At 67.4% G+C, this 22,619-nt stretch carries 19 protein-coding genes; 8 read left to right on the top strand and 11 right to left on the bottom strand.

What is annotated here, in order from left to right; all coding sequences use genetic code 11:
* The 8 genes from QRM95_RS15110 to QRM95_RS15075 form a co-directional block, all read right to left on the bottom strand.
* A complete protein-coding gene (locus QRM95_RS15110) occupies positions 1-921 on the bottom strand; it encodes an aldo/keto reductase (protein ID WP_350223888.1) in 921 nt (306 codons plus the stop codon).
* A gap of 5 nt (positions 922-926) precedes the next feature.
* Positions 927-1,796 carry a sugar phosphate isomerase/epimerase family protein gene (locus QRM95_RS15105; RefSeq protein WP_285248359.1) on the bottom strand — a complete coding sequence of 290 codons (870 nt, stop codon included), beginning with the start codon at positions 1,794-1,796 and terminating at the stop codon, positions 927-929.
* On the bottom strand, positions 1,793-4,003 hold the full coding sequence (locus QRM95_RS15100; protein ID WP_285248358.1) for an FAD-dependent oxidoreductase: 2,211 nt from the start codon (positions 4,001-4,003) through the stop codon (positions 1,793-1,795). The genes QRM95_RS15105 and QRM95_RS15100 overlap by 4 nt, the downstream gene beginning before the upstream one ends.
* 9 nt (positions 4,004-4,012) lie before the next feature.
* Complete coding sequence (locus QRM95_RS15095) at positions 4,013-5,149, bottom strand: Gfo/Idh/MocA family protein (RefSeq protein ID WP_285248357.1); 1,137 nt, start codon at positions 5,147-5,149, stop codon at positions 4,013-4,015.
* 40 nt (positions 5,150-5,189) lie between these two features.
* Entirely contained in the window at positions 5,190-5,924 is a 735-nt protein-coding gene (locus QRM95_RS15090; protein ID WP_285248356.1) for an SDR family NAD(P)-dependent oxidoreductase, read from the bottom strand.
* The gene (locus QRM95_RS15085; RefSeq protein ID WP_285248355.1) at positions 5,921-6,832 is read right to left on the bottom strand and encodes a shikimate dehydrogenase; all 912 of its coding nucleotides are present in this window, start codon (positions 6,830-6,832) and stop codon (positions 5,921-5,923) included. The genes QRM95_RS15090 and QRM95_RS15085 overlap by 4 nt, the downstream gene beginning before the upstream one ends.
* On the bottom strand, positions 6,829-8,274 hold the full coding sequence (locus QRM95_RS15080) for an MFS transporter (protein ID WP_285248354.1): 1,446 nt from the start codon (positions 8,272-8,274) through the stop codon (positions 6,829-6,831). Before QRM95_RS15080 ends, QRM95_RS15085 begins: the two co-directional genes overlap by 4 nt.
* A gap of 141 nt (positions 8,275-8,415) precedes the next feature.
* Entirely contained in the window at positions 8,416-9,348 is a 933-nt protein-coding gene (locus QRM95_RS15075; RefSeq protein ID WP_285248353.1) for a LysR family transcriptional regulator, read from the bottom strand.
* Between the two features lie 517 nt (positions 9,349-9,865).
* On the opposite strand from QRM95_RS15075, the gene QRM95_RS15070 reads away from it, so the two are divergent.
* Complete coding sequence (locus QRM95_RS15070) at positions 9,866-10,390, top strand: flavodoxin domain-containing protein (protein ID WP_285248352.1); 525 nt, start codon at positions 9,866-9,868, stop codon at positions 10,388-10,390.
* 73 nt (positions 10,391-10,463) lie between these two features.
* On the opposite strand, the gene QRM95_RS15065 is transcribed toward QRM95_RS15070, so the two are convergent.
* The gene (locus QRM95_RS15065; protein WP_285248351.1) at positions 10,464-11,486 is read right to left on the bottom strand and encodes a patatin-like phospholipase family protein; all 1,023 of its coding nucleotides are present in this window, start codon (positions 11,484-11,486) and stop codon (positions 10,464-10,466) included.
* A 189-nt stretch (positions 11,487-11,675) separates the two neighbouring features.
* Here QRM95_RS15065 and QRM95_RS15060 point away from each other — a divergent pair, with 189 nt between their 5' ends.
* The gene (locus tag QRM95_RS15060) at positions 11,676-12,149 is read left to right on the top strand and encodes a GNAT family N-acetyltransferase (RefSeq protein ID WP_285248350.1); all 474 of its coding nucleotides are present in this window, start codon (positions 11,676-11,678) and stop codon (positions 12,147-12,149) included.
* Between the two features lie 75 nt (positions 12,150-12,224).
* Here QRM95_RS15060 and QRM95_RS15055 read toward each other — a convergent pair whose 3' ends face one another.
* Both QRM95_RS15055 and QRM95_RS15050 read right to left on the bottom strand, forming a co-directional pair.
* The gene (locus QRM95_RS15055; protein WP_285248349.1) at positions 12,225-13,265 is read right to left on the bottom strand and encodes a metallophosphoesterase family protein; all 1,041 of its coding nucleotides are present in this window, start codon (positions 13,263-13,265) and stop codon (positions 12,225-12,227) included.
* A gap of 430 nt (positions 13,266-13,695) precedes the next feature.
* Positions 13,696-15,354, bottom strand: a complete 1,659-nt coding sequence (locus QRM95_RS15050; RefSeq protein ID WP_285248348.1) for an HNH endonuclease signature motif containing protein — start codon at positions 15,352-15,354, stop codon at positions 13,696-13,698.
* Between the two features lie 231 nt (positions 15,355-15,585).
* Between QRM95_RS15050 and QRM95_RS15045 the strand changes: the two genes are divergently transcribed.
* The 6 genes from QRM95_RS15045 (at position 15,586) to QRM95_RS15020 (ending at position 22,433) form a co-directional block, all read left to right on the top strand.
* On the top strand, positions 15,586-16,044 hold the full coding sequence (locus QRM95_RS15045; protein WP_285248347.1) for a hypothetical protein: 459 nt from the start codon (positions 15,586-15,588) through the stop codon (positions 16,042-16,044).
* Positions 16,045-16,370: 326 nt separating this feature from the next.
* Positions 16,371-17,273, top strand: a complete 903-nt coding sequence (locus QRM95_RS15040) for a MurR/RpiR family transcriptional regulator (protein WP_502934979.1) — start codon at positions 16,371-16,373, stop codon at positions 17,271-17,273.
* A 61-nt stretch (positions 17,274-17,334) separates the two neighbouring features.
* Positions 17,335-18,246, top strand: a complete 912-nt coding sequence (locus QRM95_RS15035; RefSeq protein WP_285248346.1) for an NAD(P)-dependent oxidoreductase — start codon at positions 17,335-17,337, stop codon at positions 18,244-18,246.
* A gap of 38 nt (positions 18,247-18,284) precedes the next feature.
* Entirely contained in the window at positions 18,285-19,832 is a 1,548-nt protein-coding gene (locus tag QRM95_RS15030) for an aldehyde dehydrogenase family protein (RefSeq protein WP_285248345.1), read from the top strand.
* Positions 19,833-19,839: 7 nt separating this feature from the next.
* Positions 19,840-21,066, top strand: coding sequence for an amidohydrolase (locus QRM95_RS15025; RefSeq protein WP_285248344.1), 1,227 nt, complete (start codon positions 19,840-19,842; stop codon positions 21,064-21,066).
* Entirely contained in the window at positions 21,063-22,433 is a 1,371-nt protein-coding gene (locus QRM95_RS15020) for a DUF3100 domain-containing protein (RefSeq protein WP_285248343.1), read from the top strand. The genes QRM95_RS15025 and QRM95_RS15020 overlap by 4 nt, the downstream gene beginning before the upstream one ends.
* Positions 22,434-22,619 lie beyond the last annotated feature (186 nt).

Here is a 22,619-nt window from a genome sequence, read left to right as displayed (position 1 = left end):
TCAGTGGAAGAAGGTGTCGGAGTCCAGGCGAGGGGGCGCCCCGGTTTCGAGTGCGTTGATCGCTTCGAAGTGCGCCTGGCTCAGGGCGAAGCCGAAGACGTCAAGGTTGTCGCGTTGCCGTTGGTTGTTCGCGGATTTTGGGATGGCGACGCGGGCGTGCTGGACGTGCCAGCGCAGGACGATCTGGGCCGGTGTCCTGCCCAGCTCCATGGCCGGGCCGGTGACGGCAGGGTGGTTGAGGAAGGCCCCGTTCCGGCCGAGCGGACTGTAGGCGGCGGTCATGATTCCGTGGTCACGGTGGTACGCCAGCTGGGCGGGCTGGCCGTGTTCGGGATCGAGCTGGACCTGGTTCAGCGGCACATGCAGGCCTGCCCTCCGGACGAGGCTCAGGTGGTCCGGTTTGAAATTCGAGACACCCCAGGCCCGGATGCGGCCGTCATCCATCAGGCCCTGCAGTCCTTCGCAAGCCTCGACGAACCGGCCCTGCGCCGGATTCGGCCAGTGCACCAGGAACAGGTCAAGGTAGTCCGTGCCTAGCCTCCGGGCCGACGCCTCGAAAGCGTCGCGGACTCCGCTCCGGCTGTGCCATTGGGTGTTGAATTTGCTGGTGAGGAACAACTGCCCGCGGTCCATGCCGCTGCGCCGGATGCCTTCGCCAACAGCTTCCTCGTTGCCGTAGTTCTCGGCCGTGTCCAGGTGCCGGTAGCCGTTGGCGACAGCCTGCGAAACGGCCTCCGCCGCGTCCTCTCCCGTCAGGGGCCAGGTGCCCAGGCCGATGAGGGGAATTCGTACGCCCGGCGCCAGTTCCGCTGTCGTCGTCTCCTCCGCCATAGGCTCCCGCGCCGTGACGTCCCGCACCTTAAGGTCCTGTGCCGTGGTGTCTTGGGCCGTGGTGTCTTGGGCCGTGACGTCCTGGGCCATGCCGCTCACCCCGCACCTGCCGCAAGGAAGGACGAGCCCTGCCGCCCAGCATCGGCCTCTGCCAGCACGGCGTCCACGCCTGCCTTGAGCCGGCGTGCCCAGCCGAGCTCGCCCAGTTCCACCACGCGCCGGTCGGACGGCACCTCCGCGCTCACCGGAAGGTTGCCAGGGAGGGCCGCCACAGTCCGGAACAAATCGAACTCCCCCTCGCCGGGAACTCCCCGTTCCGAGCGGGACTCGGTGACCAGCGAATCCCGGCTGCCGGGTCTTTCAGCCGGGCCGTCGCACAGCTGGAGGAGCGGGACGAGATCTGCGTTGGAGCGCAGCTCGTCCCACTGTGCGGCAGCGCCCGGGCCGGTGTAGCGGTTGAAGTGCAGCGTATCCACCACTATCCGGCAGCTGGCTTGGCGGGCGATACCTGCGGCCTGGGCGATCGAAGCAACGGGCTGGTAGGAGATTGCCTCCAGCGTGGGGGTGATGCCGAAGCTGCGGCCGTCCTCGGTCATCCGGGCAAGTGTGTGCGCCAGCCGGGCGGTGTCCGGATCGCCACCGGCCACGGTGAGGGAGCTGGCACCGAGCGCGTGGCCGGCTTCCATCATTCGCAACCAGGCATCGCGCTGGTCGCTGCCGTCCAGCAGGAGGAATTCGATGTCCCGCACGCCCACGCCGGTGTCGTTCATCCGGGCCAGGGTTTCCCGGAGCATGGGTGAACCAGGTTGGAGATCGTAGGGACGCTCGGCGGGGGTCACCGGGCGGACCCGAACCCCGACAAAATCGAACCCTGCCTCCGCGGCGACGTCCACCAAGCGGGGCGGTGCGGTGTTCAGGAGGGACAGCTGGGCCAGGCCGATGGGCCGGCGCGCGTTGCGGTTCATGACTGTGCTCCGTTCAGGCTCAGTTCGGTGTTGGCGGCGAGGCCTGTAGGCAGCAGTGCAGCGATTCGCTGAGCTGCGTCGTAGCCGCTCTTCACGGCGTTGGATGCAATAGCCGGGGTGTGGTCCACTACGGTTCCGGCCAGGGTTACCGGTACCCCGGCGTCGCGGCTGAGATCCGCGTCGCGGCGGTCCGCAGGGATTGAACCGTCCATTGGCAGCACGGAACGGGAAACCAGGAGAGGGCCCGGGGCGGCGAGCCATTCGCCTTGGGGCGGAAGGCCGGGGCCGCTGACGCGGATTCGTGCTCCGTCGTACTCTTCGATGCTGCAGCCCAGCCGGATCCGGACCCGGGGGTTGGCCTCGAGCCGGGGCACCGCCAGGATCTTGGCCCTCCGGCCGGATTCGGGGGCGATGACATCCTGCGGGCCTACCAGGAGGACAGCGGTCCCCCGGTCTGCGAGCGTGTCGGCGACGCTCATGGCAACAGAGTCCGCGCCCCAGATGGTCACGGCATCCGGAACGGCAGGGTTCCGGGGAGCCGCCACGGCATCTGGCAGGGCAGGACCCTGAGAACCCGCCACGGCATCCGGCAGGGCAGGACCCTGAGAACCCGTCACGGCATCCGGAACGGCAGGGTTCCGGGGAGCCGACAGAACGTCCTGCACAGCAGGGTCCTGGATGCGGGGTTCCATTGCTTCGGGGTGCACGGCAAGCCATTCGCGCACATCCACGACGTTGCCGGATTTTCCCCCGACGAACCCGGCCCCGGGACGGAGGCCGCCGGTAGCGAGGACGACGGCGTCTGCCGCGGTTTCCCGGACCAAGGCGCCCAGCCTGCCGGCGTCCACGTGCACGCCCAGGCGGACGTCGATGCCAAGACTCGAGTTCTCCGCGGCGGACCACTCCATGAAGCGGTGGAAGTCCGGGGTGGACTTCATCCGCTCCGCGAGGGCGAACTGGCCGCCCGGGCGTGCACCGTCGTCGAGCACTGTCACGGCAGCCCCAGCCTCGGCGAGTTCGCGGGCAGCGGTGAGGCCGGCGGGTCCGGCGCCCACCACCACAACGCGGACGCCGTCCCGAACAGCGGGGGTGGGCACCGGGACGCGGGAGCGCCCCACGGCTGGGTTGACCGTGCAGGTGACCTGCCCCAGGCCAAGGTTGTCGATGCAGACGTTGCAGGCGATGCAGGGGCGGTAGCGGCTGCCGTGCAGGACGCCGCCCACGAACGCGGGGTCCGCGTGGATGGCGCGGGCCAGGCTGACGAAGTCGCAGGTCCCGTCCCTAAGCACTTCCTCGATGATGGCCGGCGAGTTCAGCCGGCCGGCCATGCCCAGGGGAAGGCCGAACCGGCGGTAGGCCCTGGCATAGTCGGCCAGGATGCCCGGCTTCCATTCACCGGACTGCACGATCCATTCGCCGGCCTCGTAACTTCCTGCCGAGATGTCCAGGAAGTCCAGGTGTTCCAGGTGGGCCTTGGCGATGATATCCACCTGCTGTTCGGCGGAGATCCCGTCCGCGGGGCCTTCCACCACCGATACCCGCATGCCCACGATCGTGTCCGGTACCGCGGCCCGGACGGCGTCGATGACCAGGTTCATGAAGTGTTCGGGTGCGGCGAATTCGTCGGTGCGGTGGTTGGTGAGCGGCGACATGAACTGGTGGATCAGGTAGCCGTGCGCGCCGTGGATGTTGATGACGTCGAAACCTGCCCGGACCGCCCGCCGGGCCGCCAGGGCGTAGGCGTCCACCAGTTCGTGGCACTCTGCTGCGGTGAGTTCTCGGGGAACTTCGCCGCCGGCCACCTCGCACGCCACCGGTGAGGGCGCCACGTTCTTGAAACCGGAAACGGCGGCCTGGGCGGTCCGGCCACCATGGTTGAGCTCGACGGCGGCGAGCGCGCCTTCCGCGTGCAGCGCGTCCGTAAGTTTGCGCAGGCCCGGGATCATGGCGTCGCTGTGCAGGCCGAGCTGGTGGGTGCGGCCCTTGCCGTCGGCGCGGACGTAGGTGGCCTCGGTGGTCACCAGGCCCAGCCCGGCCCTGGCACGGGTCACCAGGTAGTCGATGTACTGCTCGGTGATCCGGCCGTCGGTGGTGCCGTAGTTGCGTTCCATGGGGGCGGAGGCGAGGCGGTTGCGGAGGGTCCGCGGGGTGCGTCCGTTGCGGCCCAGCACCAGGGGGCGGGCGGCGTGGCGTGCGGTCTGTTCCATGGGTGGTCCTTAGCCCGCAGTATGTGCGAGGGGTTGGGAGCGTTCGGTTTGCGTTTCCGGCTGGTGGCCGAACCGGACGGGGCTGCCGGTCCGGGACGATTCGTAGACGGCCAGCAGGATCCTCAAGGCCTTGGTGGCGTCGCGGCCTGTGATGGCCGGTTCGCCGCCGTCGCGGACGGCCCGGACGAAATCACTGACCTGCGCCGTGTGGTGCGGGATGAGCTGGCCGTTGATGGTGTCCAGGGATACGTTCGGCTCCACGCCTTCCGGGTAGGCAGGCTCGGAGCTGACGGTGCCGTCAACCGCCCACAGATCGACCCGCCCGTCACTGCCCTCGGGGAACTCGGTCAGCGACGCGGATGCGCCGGTCTCCCCAGTGATCCGGATTTGGACGCCCAGGCTCGGGGACACCGCCGTCGAGGCTTCCAGCGTGGCCATGGCGCCGGACGTGAAGGTGATGACGGCAGTGGCGGAGTCTTCCACCTCGATGTGCGCGCCGTGCTTGTACGTGTTGATCCTGCCGTAGACCTCGGACACGTCGCCCATGAACCACTGGAGGAGGTCGATGTAGTGGATGGCTTGGGTCATCAGTACCCCGCCGCCGTCGTTGGCCCACGTCCCGCGCCAGGCGTCGCGGGAGTAGTATTCAGGGTCGCGGTGCAGCATGACCGAGCACTGGCCCATGACCGGCCGGCCCAGGGTGCCGTCGTCGATCGCTGCGCGGATGCGCTGGGCGGCGGGCCAGAACCGCCGCTGGAAGAGCACGCCCAGCTGGACGCCGGCCTCCTCGCAAGCCTGTACCATGCGTTCCGCGGAGGCCGGCTCGATGGCGATCGGCTTCTCGCACAGTACGTTGACCCCGGCCGCAGCGGCCTGCAGCACCACTTCTTCGTGGGTGGGGTGCGGGGTGCAGACGGACAGGACATCCAGGTCGAGGGCCAGGAGCTCTCCGACGGTGTTCACGGCCGCGGGTATCCCCCACGCCGCCGCGGTGTCCCGTGCGCGGGTCAGGTCGATGTCGCAGACGCCCGCGATTTCCACGCCGTCAAGGGCGCGGAACGCTTCCACGTGGTTGCGGGAGATCGCGCCGCATCCTGCGATTCCGATGCGGAGGGGGCGGGTTGTCCGGGGTGATGAAGTGGTCATCGGTGGTGCCGTCTTTCTGGTGCTGGTGTGGCGGGAGCTGCTAGTAGGTGGCGCGGCCGCCGGAGAGGTCGAAGACGAATCCGGTGGTGTATGAGGCCGCGGGGGAAATGATGAATTCGATGAGTGCCGCTGCCTCGGCAGGGGTGCCGAACCTGCCCATCGGGATCCTGGCGGCCTGCTCCTTCTGTTGCGCTGCCGGCACTTCGGCGAACAGCGGGGTGACCACGTTGCCGGGGGCGAGGGCGTTGACGGTGACGCCGAAGGTGGCGAACTCCTTGGCCAGTGATTTGACCAGGCCCAGGATCCCGGCTTTGCTGGCGGAATAGGCGGGCATGTTGACCACGCCCTCCTTGCCCGCGGTCGAGGAGATGTGGAGGAGGCGCCCGTAGCCCGCTGCGGCCATCGCCGGGAGGACCGCCTGGGAGACGATGAAGGCTCCGGTCAGGTTGATCCGCACAATGCGCTCGAAGTCATCCACTGACGTCGCCGCAGCCGAGGCCACGGGGCCAAGGATGCCTGCGCAGTTCACCACGGCGTCCAGGCCTCCCATGTCCTCCGTGGCTGCCACTACGCCCGCTGCAACGGAGTGCTGATCTGTGACATCCATGGCAAGTGAGCCAGGTTCAGCGGGCCACGTGGCGGAGGGCAGGTCGGCTCCGACGACGGCGGCGCCTGAGGCCCGCAGCAGTCCGGCGGTAGCGTGCCCGATGCCGCTGGCGGCTCCGACCACCAGGCAGCGGGACTCGGCGATGGTGCGGGGTGGCTGGTGGTTCATGCTGCGGCCGCTGCCTGCCGGAACGCTGCCAGCATTCTGTCGGCATCCGGGGTGATGCCGGTGAAGAGTTCGAAGGAAGCCGCCGCCTGCCCCACCACCATCCGCCCGCCGTCCAGGACGGCGCAGCCCTTGCCGCGCGCCGCCTTGATCAGTTGGGTTTCAAGGGGCCGGTAGACCACGTCCGCCACCCACAGCCCGGAATGGATCAGGGCCGGATCCACCGGGATGCCCGGGTGCCCGGCCATCCCGATCGGGGTGGAGTTCACCAGTCCGTCGGCCTCCCGGATGCTTGCGGCCAGGGCGTCGATCCGCGTTGCTGACACCTTGCTGCCTGGGAAGTGCGGGGCCATCCGGGCGGCCAGGGCATCGGCACGGGCGGGGTCGATGTCGGCGATGGCCAGGTGGCTGGTTCCGGCGTTGAGGAGCCCGAATGCCACGGCCGCGCCGGCTCCCCCGGCCCCGATCTGCACCACAGAGCCGGTGTCCGCGGACGGGAGGCCGACCCGCAGGCCGCCAATGAATCCGGAGTGGTCGGTGTTGTGGCCCACGGCTTTGCCGCCGTGGAAGGTGATGGCGTTGACCGCGCCGAGGATGTGGGCTTCAGGGGAAAGCCCGTCGAGTCCGTCCTGGACCAGCTGCTTGCTGGGGTGGGTCACGTTCAGGCCGTCATAGCCAAGGTCCGCCGCGTTCCTGACCAGTGCGGCCGACGAGTCCGCAGGCCGGCCGATGGCGTCCAGGTCGATGATCCGGTAGGTCAGCGGGAGGCCCAAGGCGTCGGCTTCCGCTTCATGGAGCCGCGGGGTCAGCGAACCGCCTATCCCGGCCCCGATGAGCCCCACGACGTGCCGGTGGTTGAGGTCCGCGTCACGGGTCCGGGATGACTTCCCGGCCAGGGTTTGCTGCGTCATGCCTGAACCTTGGTGGTGCCGGCGGCGTCAGGGGTAGCGGTCCCGCCGGCCTGCAGGTGGGCAGGTACCTGCGTGGCGGAATCCTGTGTGGCGGGTGCCTGGATGGCGGACGACGCCGAACGGACCCTCGAATCCGTCTTCTTCAGTCCCAGCAGGGCCGTGGGAGTCTTGAACGTTTCGGGTGCCATCAGTGCCGCGATGGCGGAGATGGCGCAGGCGACGGCGGCGAAGGTTGCTACCGGGACCCAGTTGGCTTTGTCTCCACCGATCAGCAGCTCGGAAATCGCGGGTGCGAACCCTGCCAGGAGCAGGCCGAACATGAGGCTGATGGCCATGCCGGAGTAGCGGACCTTGACCGGGAACTGCTCGGGGAAGTACGCGGGGTAGATGGAGTTGGTGGCGGTGTAGGCAACGCCGATCAATACGATGCCGGTGACGAAGATCAGGGGGACGTTGGCCGCGGTGAGGGCCGTGAAGAACACATAGATCATGCCGGTCTGCAGCAGGAGCCCGACGACGAAGACGGGTTTGCGGCCGATCCGGTCGGCAAGCATTCCGGCCAGCGGTCCCATGCCGACGGCGGCAAGGTTGGCGACGGCGATGACCGTCAGCATGAGTCCTTTTTCCACCCCGACAACTGACGTGGCGTAGGAGAGGGCGAAGACGTTGATGATCGTATTGATGATGGTGAAAAGCGACATGGCCGTGACCCGGATGACGGTGGCCCAGTGGTGCCGGAAGAGGGTAACAAGGGGAACCTTGACAACTTCGTCCTGCTCTTTGACCTCGGCGAATACGGTCGGTTCTTCGAGGAGGCGGCGAAGGATGAAGGCGATGACCGTCACCACGGCGCTGGCCAGGAAGGGGATCCGCCAGCCCCAGGCGAGCAGCTGGTCCTCCGGCATGGACGCCACCGGGATGAAGACGAGGGTGGAGAGGACGATGCCGAACATGATGCCGCTCATGGTCCAGCTGGTGTAGAAAGCGCGTTTCCGGTCCGGGGCGTGCTCGAGCGTGAGTGAACTTGAGCCGGGCGATTCGCCGCCGGCCGACAACCCCTGGATGAGGCGAAGAACCACAATGAGGACCGGTGCTGCCATTCCGATCTGGTTGTAGGTGGGCAGGCAGCCGATGAGGAAGGTTGATGTTCCCATCAGCAGGAGGGTCAGGAGCAGGACGCGCTTGCGGCCGAACTTGTCGCCGAGATGGCCGCAGATTACTGCTCCGAGCGGGCGGGCGATGTAGGCGACGCCCACTGTTGCGAAGGACAGCAGCATGGAGGACGGGCCGGGGGCGAAGAACAGCTTCCCGAAAATGAGGGCTGCCGCGGAGCCGAAGATAAAGAAGTCGTAGTACTCAAGGGCGCTGCCTACGAACCCGGAAACTGCTGCGATCTTCGCGTTGTTTTTTGGGCGCGCTGTACCCGATGTCGACACTGACATGGTGTTCCCTTTCATGTGGCCAAGTCCGTCCCGGGGGCTGCTGGGGCGGGCCGGCTGCGGGACGGTTTGCCGCGCTATGCGGCTTCTTCATCCAGTGTGGCTGCCATCACTTAGTAAGTCCACGACTAAAATGGTCTTGCACTATGCGCGATTTGCACCTAATTCGGCAGCGCCGCCCGGACGTTCGGGAAAGACTTCTTCGACGACGCCGAGCACGGCCGCCAGGACCGCGGAGTCATTCTCGGCAGACCAGGCAATCGCGTGGTTCATGTAATGCGGCGGATCGGCCAGGGCCACATAGGTGGCACCGGAGGGAATGATGCCGGATATCCCGCTGCTCATCAGGGTGACGCCCACGCCGGCGGCCACGAAGGTCAGCACCATGTAGGGATCTGACAGTTCCTGGACCACGCGCGGGCGGAATCCCGCTGCCAGGCACGCGGCCAGCATCACTTCCGTCATCGATGAGGAGCCGTCCAGTGGCGGCGAAATGAAATCGTCAGACGCCAGGGACCGCAGGGAAATTGAGCTTTCGCCGGCGAGCGGATGGTCCAGCGGGAGTACCGCACCTATTTCTTCGCTCGCCACGAGGCGGGTTACCACCGACGGCACCGGAGCCTCCGGGAGTCCGACGAATGCAAGGTCCAAGGTGCCCTTGGCAACGCCGGCCAGTCCATCCGCTGTGCGGACGCGGCTGGTGAGCTCCATGGTGATGTCTGGATACCGGCGGCGGACGGCGCGGGTAAGCGGCGGAAGGGTCAGGTGGTTGACCGCTCCGGAAAATCCGATCCTCACGTTGCCCCGGATGCCCTCGACTTCGGCCTGGGCAGCTTCCCGGGCCAGCCGCATCTCCCGGAGGACCCGGTACGCCCGGGGCAGCAGGGCGTAGCCGGCGGGGGTAAGTGAAACGCTCCGGGTGTTGCGCTCGAAGAGGCGCGTGCCCAAGTCAGCCTCAAGCTTCCGGATGACCTGGCTCAGCGGGGACTGCGAGGTGTGGAGGCGCTGCGCTGCACGGCCAAAATGCAGTTCTTCCGCCACCGCCACGAACGCTTCCAGCCACCGGATCTCTGTCATGTCTCCAGAATGTACCCTCGACAGCGTAACGGCCTCATCGTCAGGAGTCCGCCCTACGGGTTCCGGGTACCGCCTGGTCAGCGGTGGTTCTTGCGCTGCTTTATAACGTGAAGCTCACTGCTTTCGGTTTTCGCCTTTTTTTCGGCACGTTTCTCAAGGATCGACTTTCCGACCTTTTTGGCCGCTCCGCCTTTTGATTTTCCAGACACCGGAACCACGCCCTTCTCTCGCGTTAACGGCCACCATACGCTCTTTTACCTTTTTAGCCAGTCCCTCCGCCCTGCCCGGCCCGGGGCCTGGCACGGCAGCAAAATGGGAGCCAACAACGTGACTTCGCCAGTTATGGAGAATTCATATTTTTGACCGTCCCCGATATTCCTCGCTCCTTTTGTCATCCCCGCGGAGAAACGCCAAAGGCTCATCCACTAAAACTTCCGGGACGTTGGGCCCTACGCCACGGACCGGGAATTCGGCAAGGTAATACAGGACCGATCCGGACACCACCAGGAGGCCCACGATGGGCAGCATCTACATCCCTTACGGGACCACCGAGGGCCAGACGGCCCGGATCGCCGAGTTCATCGGGGGCGTCATCCAGGCGCATGGGCACGAGGCCCTTGTTGCGGACATCAAGCAGGCAGGCGACTCGATCCCGCCCGGGTGTGATGCGGTCCTGGTGGGGGCATCGGTGCACATGGGCAAGCACGAGGAGTACGTCCAGGACTTTGTCCGGAAGAACCGGGAAACCCTGGAGCGGCTCCCATCCGCCTTGTTCTCCGTCAGCCTGGCCGCGCATGGGGATGCCGAAAACGCCGAGAGCTACGTCCGGGAGTTCGAAGAGAAAACCGGTTGGCGGCCGGCCCATGTGGCACTGTTCGGTGGTGCCCTGCTGTACACGCACTACGGGTTCATCAAGCGCCTCATCATGAAGAAGATCGCAGGCGACAAGGGCTCCCTGGACACCGATACGTCCCGGGACTACGTCTATACCGAGTGGGACGGCGTGAAGAGGTTCGCGGAGGACTTCCTGGCCACGCTGTAGCGGGGCGCGTTCGACGGCGGGCGCCCACCTGCCGTCGAACGTGCCGGCGGGGACGAACGCGTCCCCGGCGGCGTCAGCTCCAGAAGGAGGCAAGCCGCCCGGCAAGGGCCTTTCCTTGGTTATAGCCTGCTTGAGCGGCGGCGGGGCGCAACCGAAGGTCCATGGCGTTGGCACCGAACATGTGTTCCGAGCCGGCGTCCGGGAAGACCGTTTCCACCACGCTGCCGCTGGCCCGCAGCTCATCGGCCTGCGCTGCGAGCTGCATGTTCCACTCCAGCGGCATCCGTGTCCTGCCCCCGAAGGGCGACAGGACCAGCACCCGCCCGCACCCCGCAGCCAAGTCGGCGTTCTCGTTGCGCCGGTAGCCGCCGTCGATATAGCTGCCGTTCCCGATCCCGTACGCGAAGCCGCTGGCGCAGCTGGCGGCCACGGCGTCCACCAGGTCCACGCCGCTGTGGCGGTGGAACACCACCGGTTCGCCCGTGTGGGCATCCACGGCGGTCATCAGCAACTCGTGCTGCGGCCATTCGAGCGTGGGGAGCCGCGTGGCAACCGTTGCGCGCCACTGCTCCCGGAGGGAACCGCCCTGGGCTGAGCTCTCTTGGACAGATCTCTCCTGAACTGGACCGTCTTGCGGTGAACCTGCCGGCGACGCGCTGTCCTGCACCGAAACGGTCTGCGTTGGAGGGTTCCGGGCAGCTGCCATTTCCAGGGCAACCGCACCCATCCTGCTGCGCATGTCGGCCGGATCCTTGGCGGCGGCAATGATTTTGCCGGTCCGCTCCAGATGGTCGGACACCGGCCTGGCAGGGGCATGGCCGGCTGCAGGGCGGCGTTGTGGCGGCAGCGGCGCGTCCAGGATGGCGGCATACAGTTCAGCCGGGGGCGCCCCGGCAATCTGGGCTGCGGCCGTGGATCCGGCGGAGGTACCGATGACCCGGTCGGCCCGGGTCACGTCCAGTCCGGCAGCGGCGAGGCCGGCCAAGACGCCGATCAGCCAGGCATTGCCTGTTGATCCGCCGCCGCCAAGGACCAGTGCGCGGCCGGGAAGTGAACCCTGGGAGGGGTGTGGGTGGGAGGAAGGTGTTGTGTTCATGGGAGTCGCCTTTCGCGAATTGCCTGGTTGGCGCTCCCGGCGGCGGCTAGTTCAGCCGCGCGATCGTGGACTGCGAGGGAGCACCCATTGCGGATACTGCATTCATGGGTCTCACCTCCTGCGTTCTGATCACGATCACCCGAATAGTCGCACACCGCGGCGCGGCAGGCAACCGGTAAATTTGAAGCAATGATTTCCATAGAGCGGGACAGCCCCGAGCGCGACGACGTCCACCGCCTCCTGAGCGAACACCTGGCGGACATGTACGCCACGTCGCCGGCCGAAAGCGTTCACGCGCTGGACCACTCTGCGCTCTCCGCCCCATCCATCACGTTCTGGACCGCGCGCGAGCAGGGTGCACTGCTGGGGTGCGGGGCACTCAAGCTCCTGGAGTCCACACCGGGCGCAGCCGGGATGGGCGAGATCAAGTCCATGCGCACCACCGCGTCGGCTCGGGGACGAGGCGTCGCCACCCTCATGCTTCTCCACATCCTCGATCATGCGCGGTCCCGGAACCTGGAGCGCGTCTACCTGGAAACCGGGACCGAGGACTACTTCGCCCCGGCCCGACGCCTGTATGCCCGCCACGGATTCACCGAGTGCGCACAGTTCGCCGACTATGTGATTGATCCCAACAGCGTGTTCATGGAGCTCCGGCTCTAGGAGGGCCGGTTTCCGGCGCACAGGAAAGCGGACGACGGCGGATGGGTACCCGCCGTCGTCCGCTTCAGTGGGGTGCTACTCGCTGTAGGGGACCTTTTCCCAGCTCAGGACGTCTGTGCCCTTGGCGTTGTTGCCTGAGACGGTGACCCGGAGGTAGTCGACGGCGTTGTTGGCGCCGTCCACGGTGATGCGCTGCAGGTTGTCCGCGGCCGGGGCACCGTAGATATCCAGCCAGGGCGAGCCGGCGGCGAGGGGCTGGTTCTGGGCGAAGACGTGGCTGTCGCCGTTGACCAGGTAGACCGGGGCGTCGAAGTGGTTTGTTTCGTCCACGATCGCCTGCACGATCTCTCGGAAGCCGGACACGGTCTTGGGGTCGGCGGTGGCGTCGGCGAGCAGCGCGGGATCAAACATGTCCGCCTGCTGCATGAGCACCACGGCGCGGTCGTTGCTGCGCTTGGCATCGGCGAAGGTCTGGTGGATCTGGGCCAGGACGGCGTCCGTGCGGTGTTCCACCTCGGCGAGCTGTTCCGGCGTGGGAGCAGTCTTGCCCAGCCCCGTCCACGGCAGGAGCGAGTTGTTGCTGCCCTGGACGTTCAGTACGGCGAAAGCCACCCGGTTCTTGGTGAAGCGGACATCCTCGGGCAGCCCCAGGTTCTCTTGGCTCTTGACGGGCATGGTGGCGCCGAGGGTCTTGCCGGGCTCGTTGAAGAACACCTCCCTGATCTTGTCCAGGCGTTCCAGCGGGTTGTAGGCGCCGTTGTTGGTCCGGTGGCAGTCCACCCATTCGTTGTCGCCCGGTGTGTACACCAGCGGGTGGGTGAACGTGTCGAACTGGGAGCGGATGTAGGAGAAGTACTCGTTGGAGCAGACGGAGGAGCCGTTCTTGATATCGCCCACGTGTGCTACAAACTTCAGGTCCTTGTCGGCGTTGAGGTCCTGGATGTGTGACGGGAACTTTGCGATCTCGGCCGCTCCATAGGGAATGTCGCCGATGACGCCGAAGGTGAAGGCCTGGCTGCTGTCGCTCGTAGTGTCGGCAGCCTGTGCGGGAGCTGCGGCTGCTCCGGCGAGGGTGGCGAGGACGGCAAGCGTGGCGAGGGTGGATCTTACGAACACGGGGTACTCCTTGGACGGTGGGCCTTCCGCCCTGCGTATCGCGGTCCGCCGGGCAGTGGGTGCCTGCCAAGGCTTGTCCGCCCGAAAGAACGGTGGTGGACGTGGTGGTTGCGTAAGGATGAACGGGCTGGGACATCGCTGGGCACGGACATGGGCCGGGCACGGAACGGACGACGGCGCGCACAAGGACGGCCACCGGCACGCCCGGACGACGGCCCAACGACGGCGGACACCCCGACACGCCCCGGCCAGGCACCGCCCCGAGGACCCGACGACGGCGGACACCCGGACAGACCACCGCCAGGCACCGACCCGACGACCCCCGACGGCCGGCACGCATCAGCCGTCGTCCCCTTCGTTGCATCGTCCGCCTTCACTGCATTGGCACGCCGGTTTCGCCGCAGCAGAGTTCTAACTTTGTGCCGTGGCGTCACGAGGCGAGGTACGCCACGATGATTTCCTCGAAGGGGCTGGCCCCACCCGGCGGGCAGCCCGGCGGAACGATCCATTCCGCTGCCGGGAATCCGGGCGGCCATTGCGGTTTCTGCCAGTCAGGTTGTTCGGCCGGATAGTGACGGCCGGCAGGGGAAGTCCATCCGGGTGGCTCGTTCATGGTGGCCGGAGTAGGCGTCCACGTGGAGCCGTGTTTCAGGCGGTGGTGCTTGGGACACAGCTGCCCCAGGTTGCTGATTCCAGTGGTTCCACCGTGTTGCCAGGCGGTGAGGTGGTCTGTTTCGTTGTCCTGGGTGTGGTTGCTGCAGCCGGGGAAAGTGCACCTGCCGTCACGCATCCGGATCCACCGCTTCATGCTTTCCGGCAGCCGGTAGCTGGTGCGTCCGATCTCCAGCGGCGCCCCATCCCTCGGGTCCACCAGCACCCGGTAGAACGAGCCAGCCCCGTCTGCCACAAGCCTGCGCGCCATGGACGCCGGAATGGGACCGAACCCGTTAAGGTCGGCCGGTTCATCCGTGAGACCCAGCAGGGAAAAGACGGGCACGGTGACCAGGACGTCTGCTTTTGGCGCGGGAATCCTGCCCAGGTCAACGGCGTAAGGGTTGCCGTCCTCGGTATGGGGGCCGTTGCCGGCATCGAACGAGCGGCCGGCATCGTGGCCGACGTCGCCGGCGGCACCGGGGTTCGAGGCGGCATCACAGTTCGAGGCGTCCCCGGCGGCACCGGGGTTCGAGGCGGCACTACGGTTCGAGGCAGCCCCGGGGTTCGAGGCGGCACCACCCGCGCCACCCGCCCTGGCACCCATCAGGAGTGCGGCCGCGACATCGGCACGCAACTGGGTCAGGGTGCGGCCCTCCCCGGGGCCCCGCAACCCGCGGGCCACAGCGGACGCCTTATTCCACACCGCGCAGGCCGTATCGCCGGGAAGGTACAGGGAAAGCCACGCCATCCCGTCCACGTCCGGCCGGTATTCCATTCGCCGGTCCGCCACGCCAATGGCATGCCGCTCTTCCAGCGACTCCGGAAAGGTGCGCTCCCGCCAGGCCCGGACCTTCCGCCGGAAGCGCGACGGCACGAGGTCTCCGGGCGTGGCGCCGCGGGCAGGGTTCGGATCCTCAGGGTCGAAGAAGTGGGCCACCAAAGCCGCAGCACGTGCGGGATCGAGCCCTGTGGTTTCGTCGACCACGGCGCGGGCGTGCTGCCATGAAATCGTGCCCGCCTGCAACGCATCCAGAGCCGCCGGCAACGTGGTGGTCAGCGCATGGGCCTGCCCCAGCAGGGCCGATGCGGCGCGTTCGCCGATGGTAAGTACGCAGGCGATCTCCGCCACCATTGTCATTTCCTGGGCTGATTCCCTGTAAGCGCCGGCCGGGGGTGCCTCCAACAGGGTTGCCGCCTCCGCGTGGACGGCGATCATCCGGACCTTGGCCGCCGCAGTTGCCGCCTCGATCCGGGCCAGCAGCTCCAGTGCCTCAAGGGAGTCTTCGGACAACTCCCGCAACGGATCAGGCCCTGCGCCAGCCGGGCTGGCTCCGGCCACGACCCGCTCCAATTCACGGACAAGCCCGGCCACAGAAGCGACCGCAGAGGCGATTGCCGCCCTGCCTCCCGCACCTGCCCCCACACCGGTTTCCATAACAAAAATCTTCGCAGCAGGGTCTGACATTTTGGGGTGAGGCCAACAACCTGCACCCCCGGTTGGAACAGACAACCCGCGAGGCATCCAAGTAGCCGCGCGGCAAGGAGGCGTACGACGGCGGGTCCCCACCCGCCGTCGTACGCCTCCTTGTGGTGATAAAAGGGAGCCTGCCCCATCCGGGCCCTGGGCCGTAGGCTGGGATTTCAGCTTTCTGTAGGGGGAACAGAAATGAAGCACATCATTACCTTTGGCACGACCGCTGCAGCCCTTTTGGCCATGGCGGCCTGTTCAGCTCAAGATCCCGCGCAACCGCCGGCCCAAAGTCCTGCTCCGGCGGTCCAGCAGGAGCTCACCACCAAGCTGCTCGTCTCGGACGGCGGCACCAAGGCACTCACAGTCGAGAGTGCACCGTCAGGGCCGCGGGTGGAAGCCACGGTGGCGGGACAGGTTTCCAGGGATGGCGCCGGGTGCGTCATCCTGCTTGGGAATGACGGCACCGACTGGACCTTGATCTTTCCGGCGGGCACCAGTTTGGACGGGGAAGCCGCGGTGTTGCCGGATGGCTCGGCCTTGACCCGCGGGGACCAAGTAAGACTGGACGGAACCAGGATTCCGGCCAACGAGGGCGCAAGCATGTGCTTGAACTACGCAAGGCTCTTGTCGGTTGAAAGGGCCGTAGCCGGCTAAGCGGCTGATGACGGTAGTCATCGCGGAGCATCCAAAAGAACCCGGCGTAAACCCGGGGCGCTACCCGCTGCACCAGCCAACCCTGGGGATGCCGCATCCGGGGCCGTTACAACGCCCACGCCCGGCAGCCCGCTGGCGGCCGCCCCAAGAGGTTTTACATCCCCGAAACGCAAAACACTGTTCGCAAACGAAATTGCAGAGTACATTGGATGCAATTGCACTTGCAGAGTAATCTGCGTTACAGGACAGGCCCCACCGTGAACCCCAGCGCTTCCACAGAGCAGGCACCAGAGCAGGCAGAAGAGCAGGCAACCCAGCCGGCAGCAGTGTCAGCAGCAGAGCCGGCACCCGGGCACGCCGCCGAAACTGACGGCAACGGCTCCGGCATCAGCTCCCACGCATGGCTTGGTGATGCCCTGCCGGACGTTGCGCTGACCAAGGCCCAGAGCCGCGTGGTGGAGGTCATCCGCCGCAACCCGCAGCTGTCCTCCTACGCGGACATCGCCGAGATTGCTCAGCGCGCGGACGTGAACAGTTCCTCCGTGGTCCGCACGGCACAACACCTGGGCTACCGCGGCTGGCCTGACCTGCAGCGGGAACTCAGGTCCCGCTACCTGGTGATGATCTCCACCGAGGACACCCTCACCGAGCACGGCGAAACCCGCAGCCCGCTGTACGAAGCCATCACCCACGACATCGAAAATCTCCGCCTGACGCTTGACTCGAACACCCCCGAGGAAGCCGAGGCGGCCATCGCCGCGCTGGCGTCAGCGAAGTCCATCACCGTCGTCGGCATTGGCTCCTTTGCCGGCCCCGCCAGTGTCATGGCCCACCTGGGTTCCACCATGGGTTACCCGATCAGCCTGGAAAACCGTGCCGGCCCCCACTTGGCGTCCAGCACCAACAGCCTTGGGCCCGGTGATGTCCTGGTGGTGATCAACATGTGGCGCTCCGTCAAGCAGATCATCATTGCCGCCGAAGCCGCGAAAGAGGCGGGCGCAACGGTTATTGCCATCAGCGACCTGCGCCGCGGCCGGCTGGCCACCGCCGCGGACCACCTCCTGGTTGTCGCTTCCGAAGGCATCTCCTTTTTCCAGTCCGTCACCGCCGCGAACTCCCTGGTCTACGGCCTGCTCGCCGGCATGGAGGCAGCACATCCGGAGCGCAGCCGGGCCACCATCCGCCGCACCCAGCAGCTCTGGAAAGACCTGGACATCTACCTCGACTAGCTGCGCCGCAAATACAAAACCGCGGAACGCAGAACCACCAACAGCCACCAGGAGTACCTCTATGAACGAGCCACAAAACAACCGCGTCGCCGTCATCGGCCTCGGCGCCATGGGCGGAGCTATGGCCGCCACCCTGCACAAGGCGGGCTGGGACGTCACCGGCTTCGACCCCTCGGAAGCCGCCCGCCAAGCAGCCGCAGAAACCGGCATCGGAACCACGGACACCCTGTCCAGCCTGGCCGGAACACCTTACGCAGTCCTCTCACTCCCCGCTGCCGTCATCGTCGAAACCACCGTGCCGCAGCTCCTGGCCGGCCCGGGAACGGTCGCCATCATTGACACCACCACCTCCGAGCCCGCCACCAGCAAGCACATGACCCAACTCGCGGAGGCCGCCGGTGCGGCGTTCATCGACGCCCCCGTTTCCGGTGGCCGCGACGGCGCCGCAACGGGAACGCTCAGCGCCTTCGTGGGGGCCACGGACGCCGCGCTGAAAGCTGCCGAACCAGTTCTGCTGGCGCTCACCGGCGGCAACTACAGCCACATCGGCGGACCCGGCAGCGGCAACGTGGTCAAGCTCCTCAACAACGTCCTGGCCGCCGCGAACCTCGCCTCCGTGGGCGAGGCGCTGGGCGTGGCCAAGGCCTACGGCATCGACCCCGCCACGGCAGCGGCCAGCATCAGCGGCGCCTCCGGCGGCAGCAAAGTCTCCGCCGCCATGTACCCCAACTGGGTCCTCACCGGCACGCACGATTCCGGCTTCTCCATGGGCCTGATGGCCCGGGACGCGTCCCTTGCAGTGGACGTGGCCGCCCAGATCGGCGAGAAACCCGCGCTCCTGGCCGCCGTCGCCAACCAGTGGCAGGACGCCCTGGCAGTCCTTGGCCCGCGGGCTGACTTCACCGAGATCGCCCGCACCGTGGCCCCCGCCATCACCCCGGCCGGCGCCCCGGCCTCCACCTCCGCCGCCTAAGAGCCCCCGCGACTACGTCCCCCGAAGGAACCAAGAACTTGAGTATCACCACAGCACCCACCTCCTCCTCCACAGCCACCGCCAGGTCGGTCCTGGACGCCGCCTTCCCGGCGGGCCTCGGCGCGTTCGTTGACGGCCGCGTCGCCACCAGCAGCGGAGACAGCATCACGCTCACCGCAGCGGCCACCGGCGAGCCGTTCGCCACCTACGCGGACCCCGGCGCCGAGGGTGCCAACGCCATCCTGGAAAGTTCGACGGCGGGAGCCGCCTTGTGGGGGCGGCTGAACGGTTTCGAGCGGGCCGCCATCCTCCGGAACGTCAGCCGCGCCGTGGAGCAGCACGCCGAGGAACTGGCCATCCTGGAGTCAGCCACCACCGGCAAGCCCATCCGGGATGCCCGGGCAGAGGCGGCCAAAGTGGCCGAAATGTTCGGGTACTACGCCGGGTGGGCGGACAAGCTCACCGGGCAGACCATCCCAGTCCCCGGCAACTGGCACACGTACACCGAGCGCGTGCCGTGGGGCGTCGTCGTCGCCATCACTCCATGGAACGCTCCCCTGTTCACGGCCGGCTGGAACTCCGCCGCCCCTCTCGCTGCCGGCAACGCGGTGATCATCAAGCCCAGCGAGTTCACCCCGGCGTCGTCCGTTCGGCTGGCGCAGATCGCGCATGAAGCGGGCCTGCCCGCGGGCGTCTTCAACGTCGCCGCGGGCCTGGGCCAGACCGTGGGCGCGGCACTCACCACCGACCCGCGGGTGGGCAAAGTCAGCTTCATCGGTTCGGTCCCCACCGGGCGCCGTGTCGCCGTGGCCGCAGCCCAGGCGGGTATCCCGGCCCTGCTGGAGCTCGGCGGCAAGAGCGCCAATATCGTCTTCGCCGACGCCGACCTTGACCGCGCCGCGGACGGCGCCATCTCCGCCATCTTCTCGGGTGCGGGCCAGTCCTGCGTGGCCGGGTCCCGGCTCCTGGTGGAGCGCAGAGTGCACGCCCAGTTCGTGGAGATGGTCGCCGCCAAGGCCGCCCTGCTGCGGGTGGGTGATCCGCTCAGCGCAGACACCGAGGTGGGCCCCATCATCACCGCGCAGCAATTTGCCACCGTCACCGGCCTGATCGAGGCGGGAATGGACGACGGCGGCCGTCGCCTCACCGGGTCAGCGTTGCCGGAGGCGTTGAGCGGTTCGGCGCTGAAAGGCGGCCACTGGGTCATGCCCACGCTGCTGGACGGCGTCACCCCGGCGAACCGGCTGGAAACCACCGAAGTGTTCGGTCCCGTGGTGGGCGCGGACGCATTCGATACCGAGGCAGAGGCCATCGCCCGCGCCAACAACACCAGCTTTGGCCTGGCCGGGGCGGTGTGGACCTCGGATGTGTCCCGCGCCCACCACGTGGCCCGCGAGGTCAAGGCCGGCACGTTCTGGATCAACTCCTACAAGACCATCCACGTGGCGGTGCCGTTCGGCGGGTTCGGGGATTCCGGCCACGGCCGTTCTTCCGGCCCGGGCGTGCTGGACGAGTACACCCAGACCAAGGCCGTGTGGGTGCCAACGCGCGCCGCCGGTTCCCCCTTCCCGTCACTGTCCTACTAGGAGACCCGTGCACACGACTGACACCACCCCCGCCGCAGGTGCGCTGCGCACTGCCCTGGCGGACGGCGTCGAACGCTGGAAACCCCGCGTGGAGGCGCTGGCCAAGGACATCCACGGCTTCAAGGAAATCTCCTTCGAGGAAGTGAAGTCTGCCGAGGCCATCACCACGCTGCTGGCTGAGGGCGGCTTCGAGGTGGAGCACGGCAGCGCCGGGCTGCCCACCGCCTTCACGGCGACCGCCGGCAGCGGCGACCTGACCGTGGCGCTCTGCGTGGAGTACGACGCACTGCCGGGAATCGGGCACGCCTGCGGGCACAACCTGATCGCCGGCGCGTCGGTGGCCGCGGCCCTGGCGCTGCAGCCGTACGTGGATGAGCTGGGCATCACGCTCAAGGCCATCGGCACCCCCGCGGAGGAGCACGGCGGCGGCAAGGCGCTGATGCTGGAGCAGGGAGCGTTCGACGGCGTGGGGCTGGCATTGATGGTCCACCCGGTCCAGGACGGGGTCACCTACAACCCGGCCGGGACCAGCGCCCAGGCCGTGGGCCGGTACAAGGCGACGTTCACCGGCAAGGCCGCGCATGCGGCGGCCGCCCCGCACCTGGGCGTCAACGCCGCCGATGCGGCGGTGCTGAGCCAGGTGGCGATCGGGCTGCTGCGCCAGCAGATTCCTTCCGACCACCGGATCGCCTGCTTTGTGGCGGAGGCCGGCCACGTCACCAACATCATTCCGGAGAAAGCCGTGGTGGAATTCGAGTGCCGGGCCTTCACCCTGCCCGAGTTCGAGGCACTGCTGGTGCGGGTGCGGCGCTGCTTCGAAGGGGCGGCGCTGGCCACCGGAACCACGCTGGCGTTCGAGGACACCGAACCGTTGTACGAGCCGCTGCTCCAGGATGACGACCTCGCGGCGCACTGGACGGCGGCGATGGACGCGTTCGGCAAGGACACCTCCCCTGCGGCCGGCCTGAGCGGCGGTTCCACGGACATGGGCAATATCTCCCAGGTCATCCCGTCCTTGCACCCGTGGCTGAGCATTCCCGGCGCGGACGTTCCCATCCATTCGCACGCGTTCGCCGCCCTGGCGGACACTCCGCAGGCGTACGGGGTGATGTTCGAGGCCGGCACCGCGCTGGCCTGGACCGTTGCCGCGGCTGCCTCAACCCCCTCCCAACGTCAACGCTTCACCCAAGCGGCGTACCGCCGTCGTACTTTCACCCAGGAAGGCGCATCATGAGCACTGTCACTACAGCCCGGACCGACAAGGCCGGCACCAGGCTGACCATCCCCATCGCCGCTTTGGCGTTCGTGATTGCCCTCGCCGTCCAGTTCATTGGGCAGGCGAAGATCGATCTGGGCATCGGCGCCATCATCATTTTCCCCATGGTGTGGGGCCTGATCCTGGGCCTGCTGGTGTCCATCCAGAAGTTCAAGCCGCTGGGCATCGACCTGCAGCGGGTGGCGGCCGCCCTGGTGGGCGTGGCCGTGCTGCTGCTGGTGGCGCGGCTGGCGTTCAACATCGGCCCCAGCCTGCCCACCCTGTTGAAGGCGGGCCCGGCGCTGCTGCTGCAGGAGGTGGGGCACCTGCTGGGCACCATCGTGCTGGCGCTGCCGCTGGCTGTGCTGCTGCGGATGGGCAAGGCGACGGTGGGTGCCACGTTCTCGCTGGACCGTGAGCCGTCCTTCGCCATGGTGTCCGAGAAGTACGGGCCGGACTCGGACCAGTACCGCGGCGTGCTGGCCATGTATGTGTTCGGGACGCTGTTCGGTGCCGTGTTCATCACGCTGCTGACCTCGCTGGTGGCCAACTGGAAGATCTTCGATCCGCTGGCGCTGGCCATGGGTGCCGGCGTGGGGTCCGGTTCCATGATGGCTGCGTCGGTTGCGAGCATTACTGCGGCCTACCCGGGCGACCAGGACGCTGTCCTTGGGATGGCCGCCGTGTCCAACCTGATCACCACGGTGCTGGGTGTGTACGTGGGCATCTACATTGCGCTGCCGCTGGCGGACAAGTTCTACCGGGTGCTGACGCGGAAGCGTGCGAGCCGAGAGGTGGCTGCTGCCGGTGCTGGTGCTGGTGCTGTTTCTGCTGCCGATGCGGAGCGCGAGGCCGCGCAGGCTGAGGAGAACCGGCTGTTCCGTGAGCGGGTGGCGGAATCCTCGGCGGAGATGAAGCTGCCGCTGTGGCTCTCCCTGTCCGTGCTGACGGTGCTGGGTATTGGAACTGCTTCCGTTGCGGCGAAGGGCTTGTCGCTCTCGATTGTGCTGGGGTACGTTGTCCTGCTGGCGCTGGTCCTGGTGAGCATTGGGCTGGCCAAGGTCACCCGGAAGATCTCGGCGATCGTGTTCATCACGACCATCGGCGCGTATGTCTCCAGCCCCTGGTTCTTCGGGGCCGAGGCACTGAACGGGGCCGTCAAGACCGTGGACTTCCTGTCCATCGCCACGGTGATGCTGACCCTGGCCGGCCTGTCCCTCGGCAAGGACATCCCGCTGCTGAAGAACATCGGCTGGAAGATCATCCCGGTGGGACTGGTGGCCATCACGGCGTCGTTCCTGCTGTCCACAGTCATTGCCGAGTTCGCGCTGGGGCTGTGGCACTGAGCTTCTAGTAGCCGTCCTTCGGGAGGCTTGAGTGGAGCGGACGACGGCGGGTGGGCACCCGCCGTCGTCCCCTTTACACGGCGCCCCGTCCGTCAGCCCAGAGCAACATTCGCGGGCGACCGCCGAATTTCTGGCTCTTCGCGGTTTCTGGTGAATGTTCTGCCGTGACGGACGTTCATGCCGCTG

The organism is Pseudarthrobacter sp. efr-133-R2A-89 (genome assembly GCF_030209315.1).
Classification (GTDB): Bacteria; Actinomycetota; Actinomycetes; order Actinomycetales; family Micrococcaceae; genus Arthrobacter.
The sequence above is the reverse complement of the archived record's forward strand: the minus strand, read 5'-3'. Positions and strand labels throughout refer to the sequence as shown.

What these genes read in the sequence shown, in the direction of transcription:
- QRM95_RS15110 (WP_350223888.1), bottom strand. Translation starts at nt 921, where the DNA reads ATGGCCCAGGACGTCACGGCCCAAGACACCACGGCCCAAGACACCACG.
- QRM95_RS15105 (WP_285248359.1), bottom strand. Translation starts at nt 1,796, where the DNA reads ATGAACCGCAACGCGCGCCGGCCCATCGGCCTGGCCCAGCTGTCCCTC.
- QRM95_RS15100 (WP_285248358.1), bottom strand. Translation starts at nt 4,003, where the DNA reads ATGGAACAGACCGCACGCCACGCCGCCCGCCCCCTGGTGCTGGGCCGC.
- QRM95_RS15095 (WP_285248357.1), bottom strand. Translation starts at nt 5,149, where the DNA reads ATGACCACTTCATCACCCCGGACAACCCGCCCCCTCCGCATCGGAATC.
- QRM95_RS15090 (WP_285248356.1), bottom strand. Translation starts at nt 5,924, where the DNA reads ATGAACCACCAGCCACCCCGCACCATCGCCGAGTCCCGCTGCCTGGTG.
- QRM95_RS15085 (WP_285248355.1), bottom strand. Translation starts at nt 6,832, where the DNA reads ATGACGCAGCAAACCCTGGCCGGGAAGTCATCCCGGACCCGTGACGCG.
- QRM95_RS15080 (WP_285248354.1), bottom strand. Translation starts at nt 8,274, where the DNA reads ATGTCAGTGTCGACATCGGGTACAGCGCGCCCAAAAAACAACGCGAAG.
- QRM95_RS15075 (WP_285248353.1), bottom strand. Translation starts at nt 9,348, where the DNA reads ATGACAGAGATCCGGTGGCTGGAAGCGTTCGTGGCGGTGGCGGAAGAA.
- QRM95_RS15070 (WP_285248352.1), top strand. Translation starts at nt 9,866, where the DNA reads ATGGGCAGCATCTACATCCCTTACGGGACCACCGAGGGCCAGACGGCC.
- QRM95_RS15065 (WP_285248351.1), bottom strand. Translation starts at nt 11,486, where the DNA reads ATGAACACAACACCTTCCTCCCACCCACACCCCTCCCAGGGTTCACTT.
- QRM95_RS15060 (WP_285248350.1), top strand. Translation starts at nt 11,676, where the DNA reads ATGATTTCCATAGAGCGGGACAGCCCCGAGCGCGACGACGTCCACCGC.
- QRM95_RS15050 (WP_285248348.1), bottom strand. Translation starts at nt 15,354, where the DNA reads ATGGAAACCGGTGTGGGGGCAGGTGCGGGAGGCAGGGCGGCAATCGCC.
- QRM95_RS15045 (WP_285248347.1), top strand. Translation starts at nt 15,586, where the DNA reads ATGAAGCACATCATTACCTTTGGCACGACCGCTGCAGCCCTTTTGGCC.
- QRM95_RS15035 (WP_285248346.1), top strand. Translation starts at nt 17,335, where the DNA reads ATGAACGAGCCACAAAACAACCGCGTCGCCGTCATCGGCCTCGGCGCC.
- QRM95_RS15020 (WP_285248343.1), top strand. Translation starts at nt 21,063, where the DNA reads ATGAGCACTGTCACTACAGCCCGGACCGACAAGGCCGGCACCAGGCTG.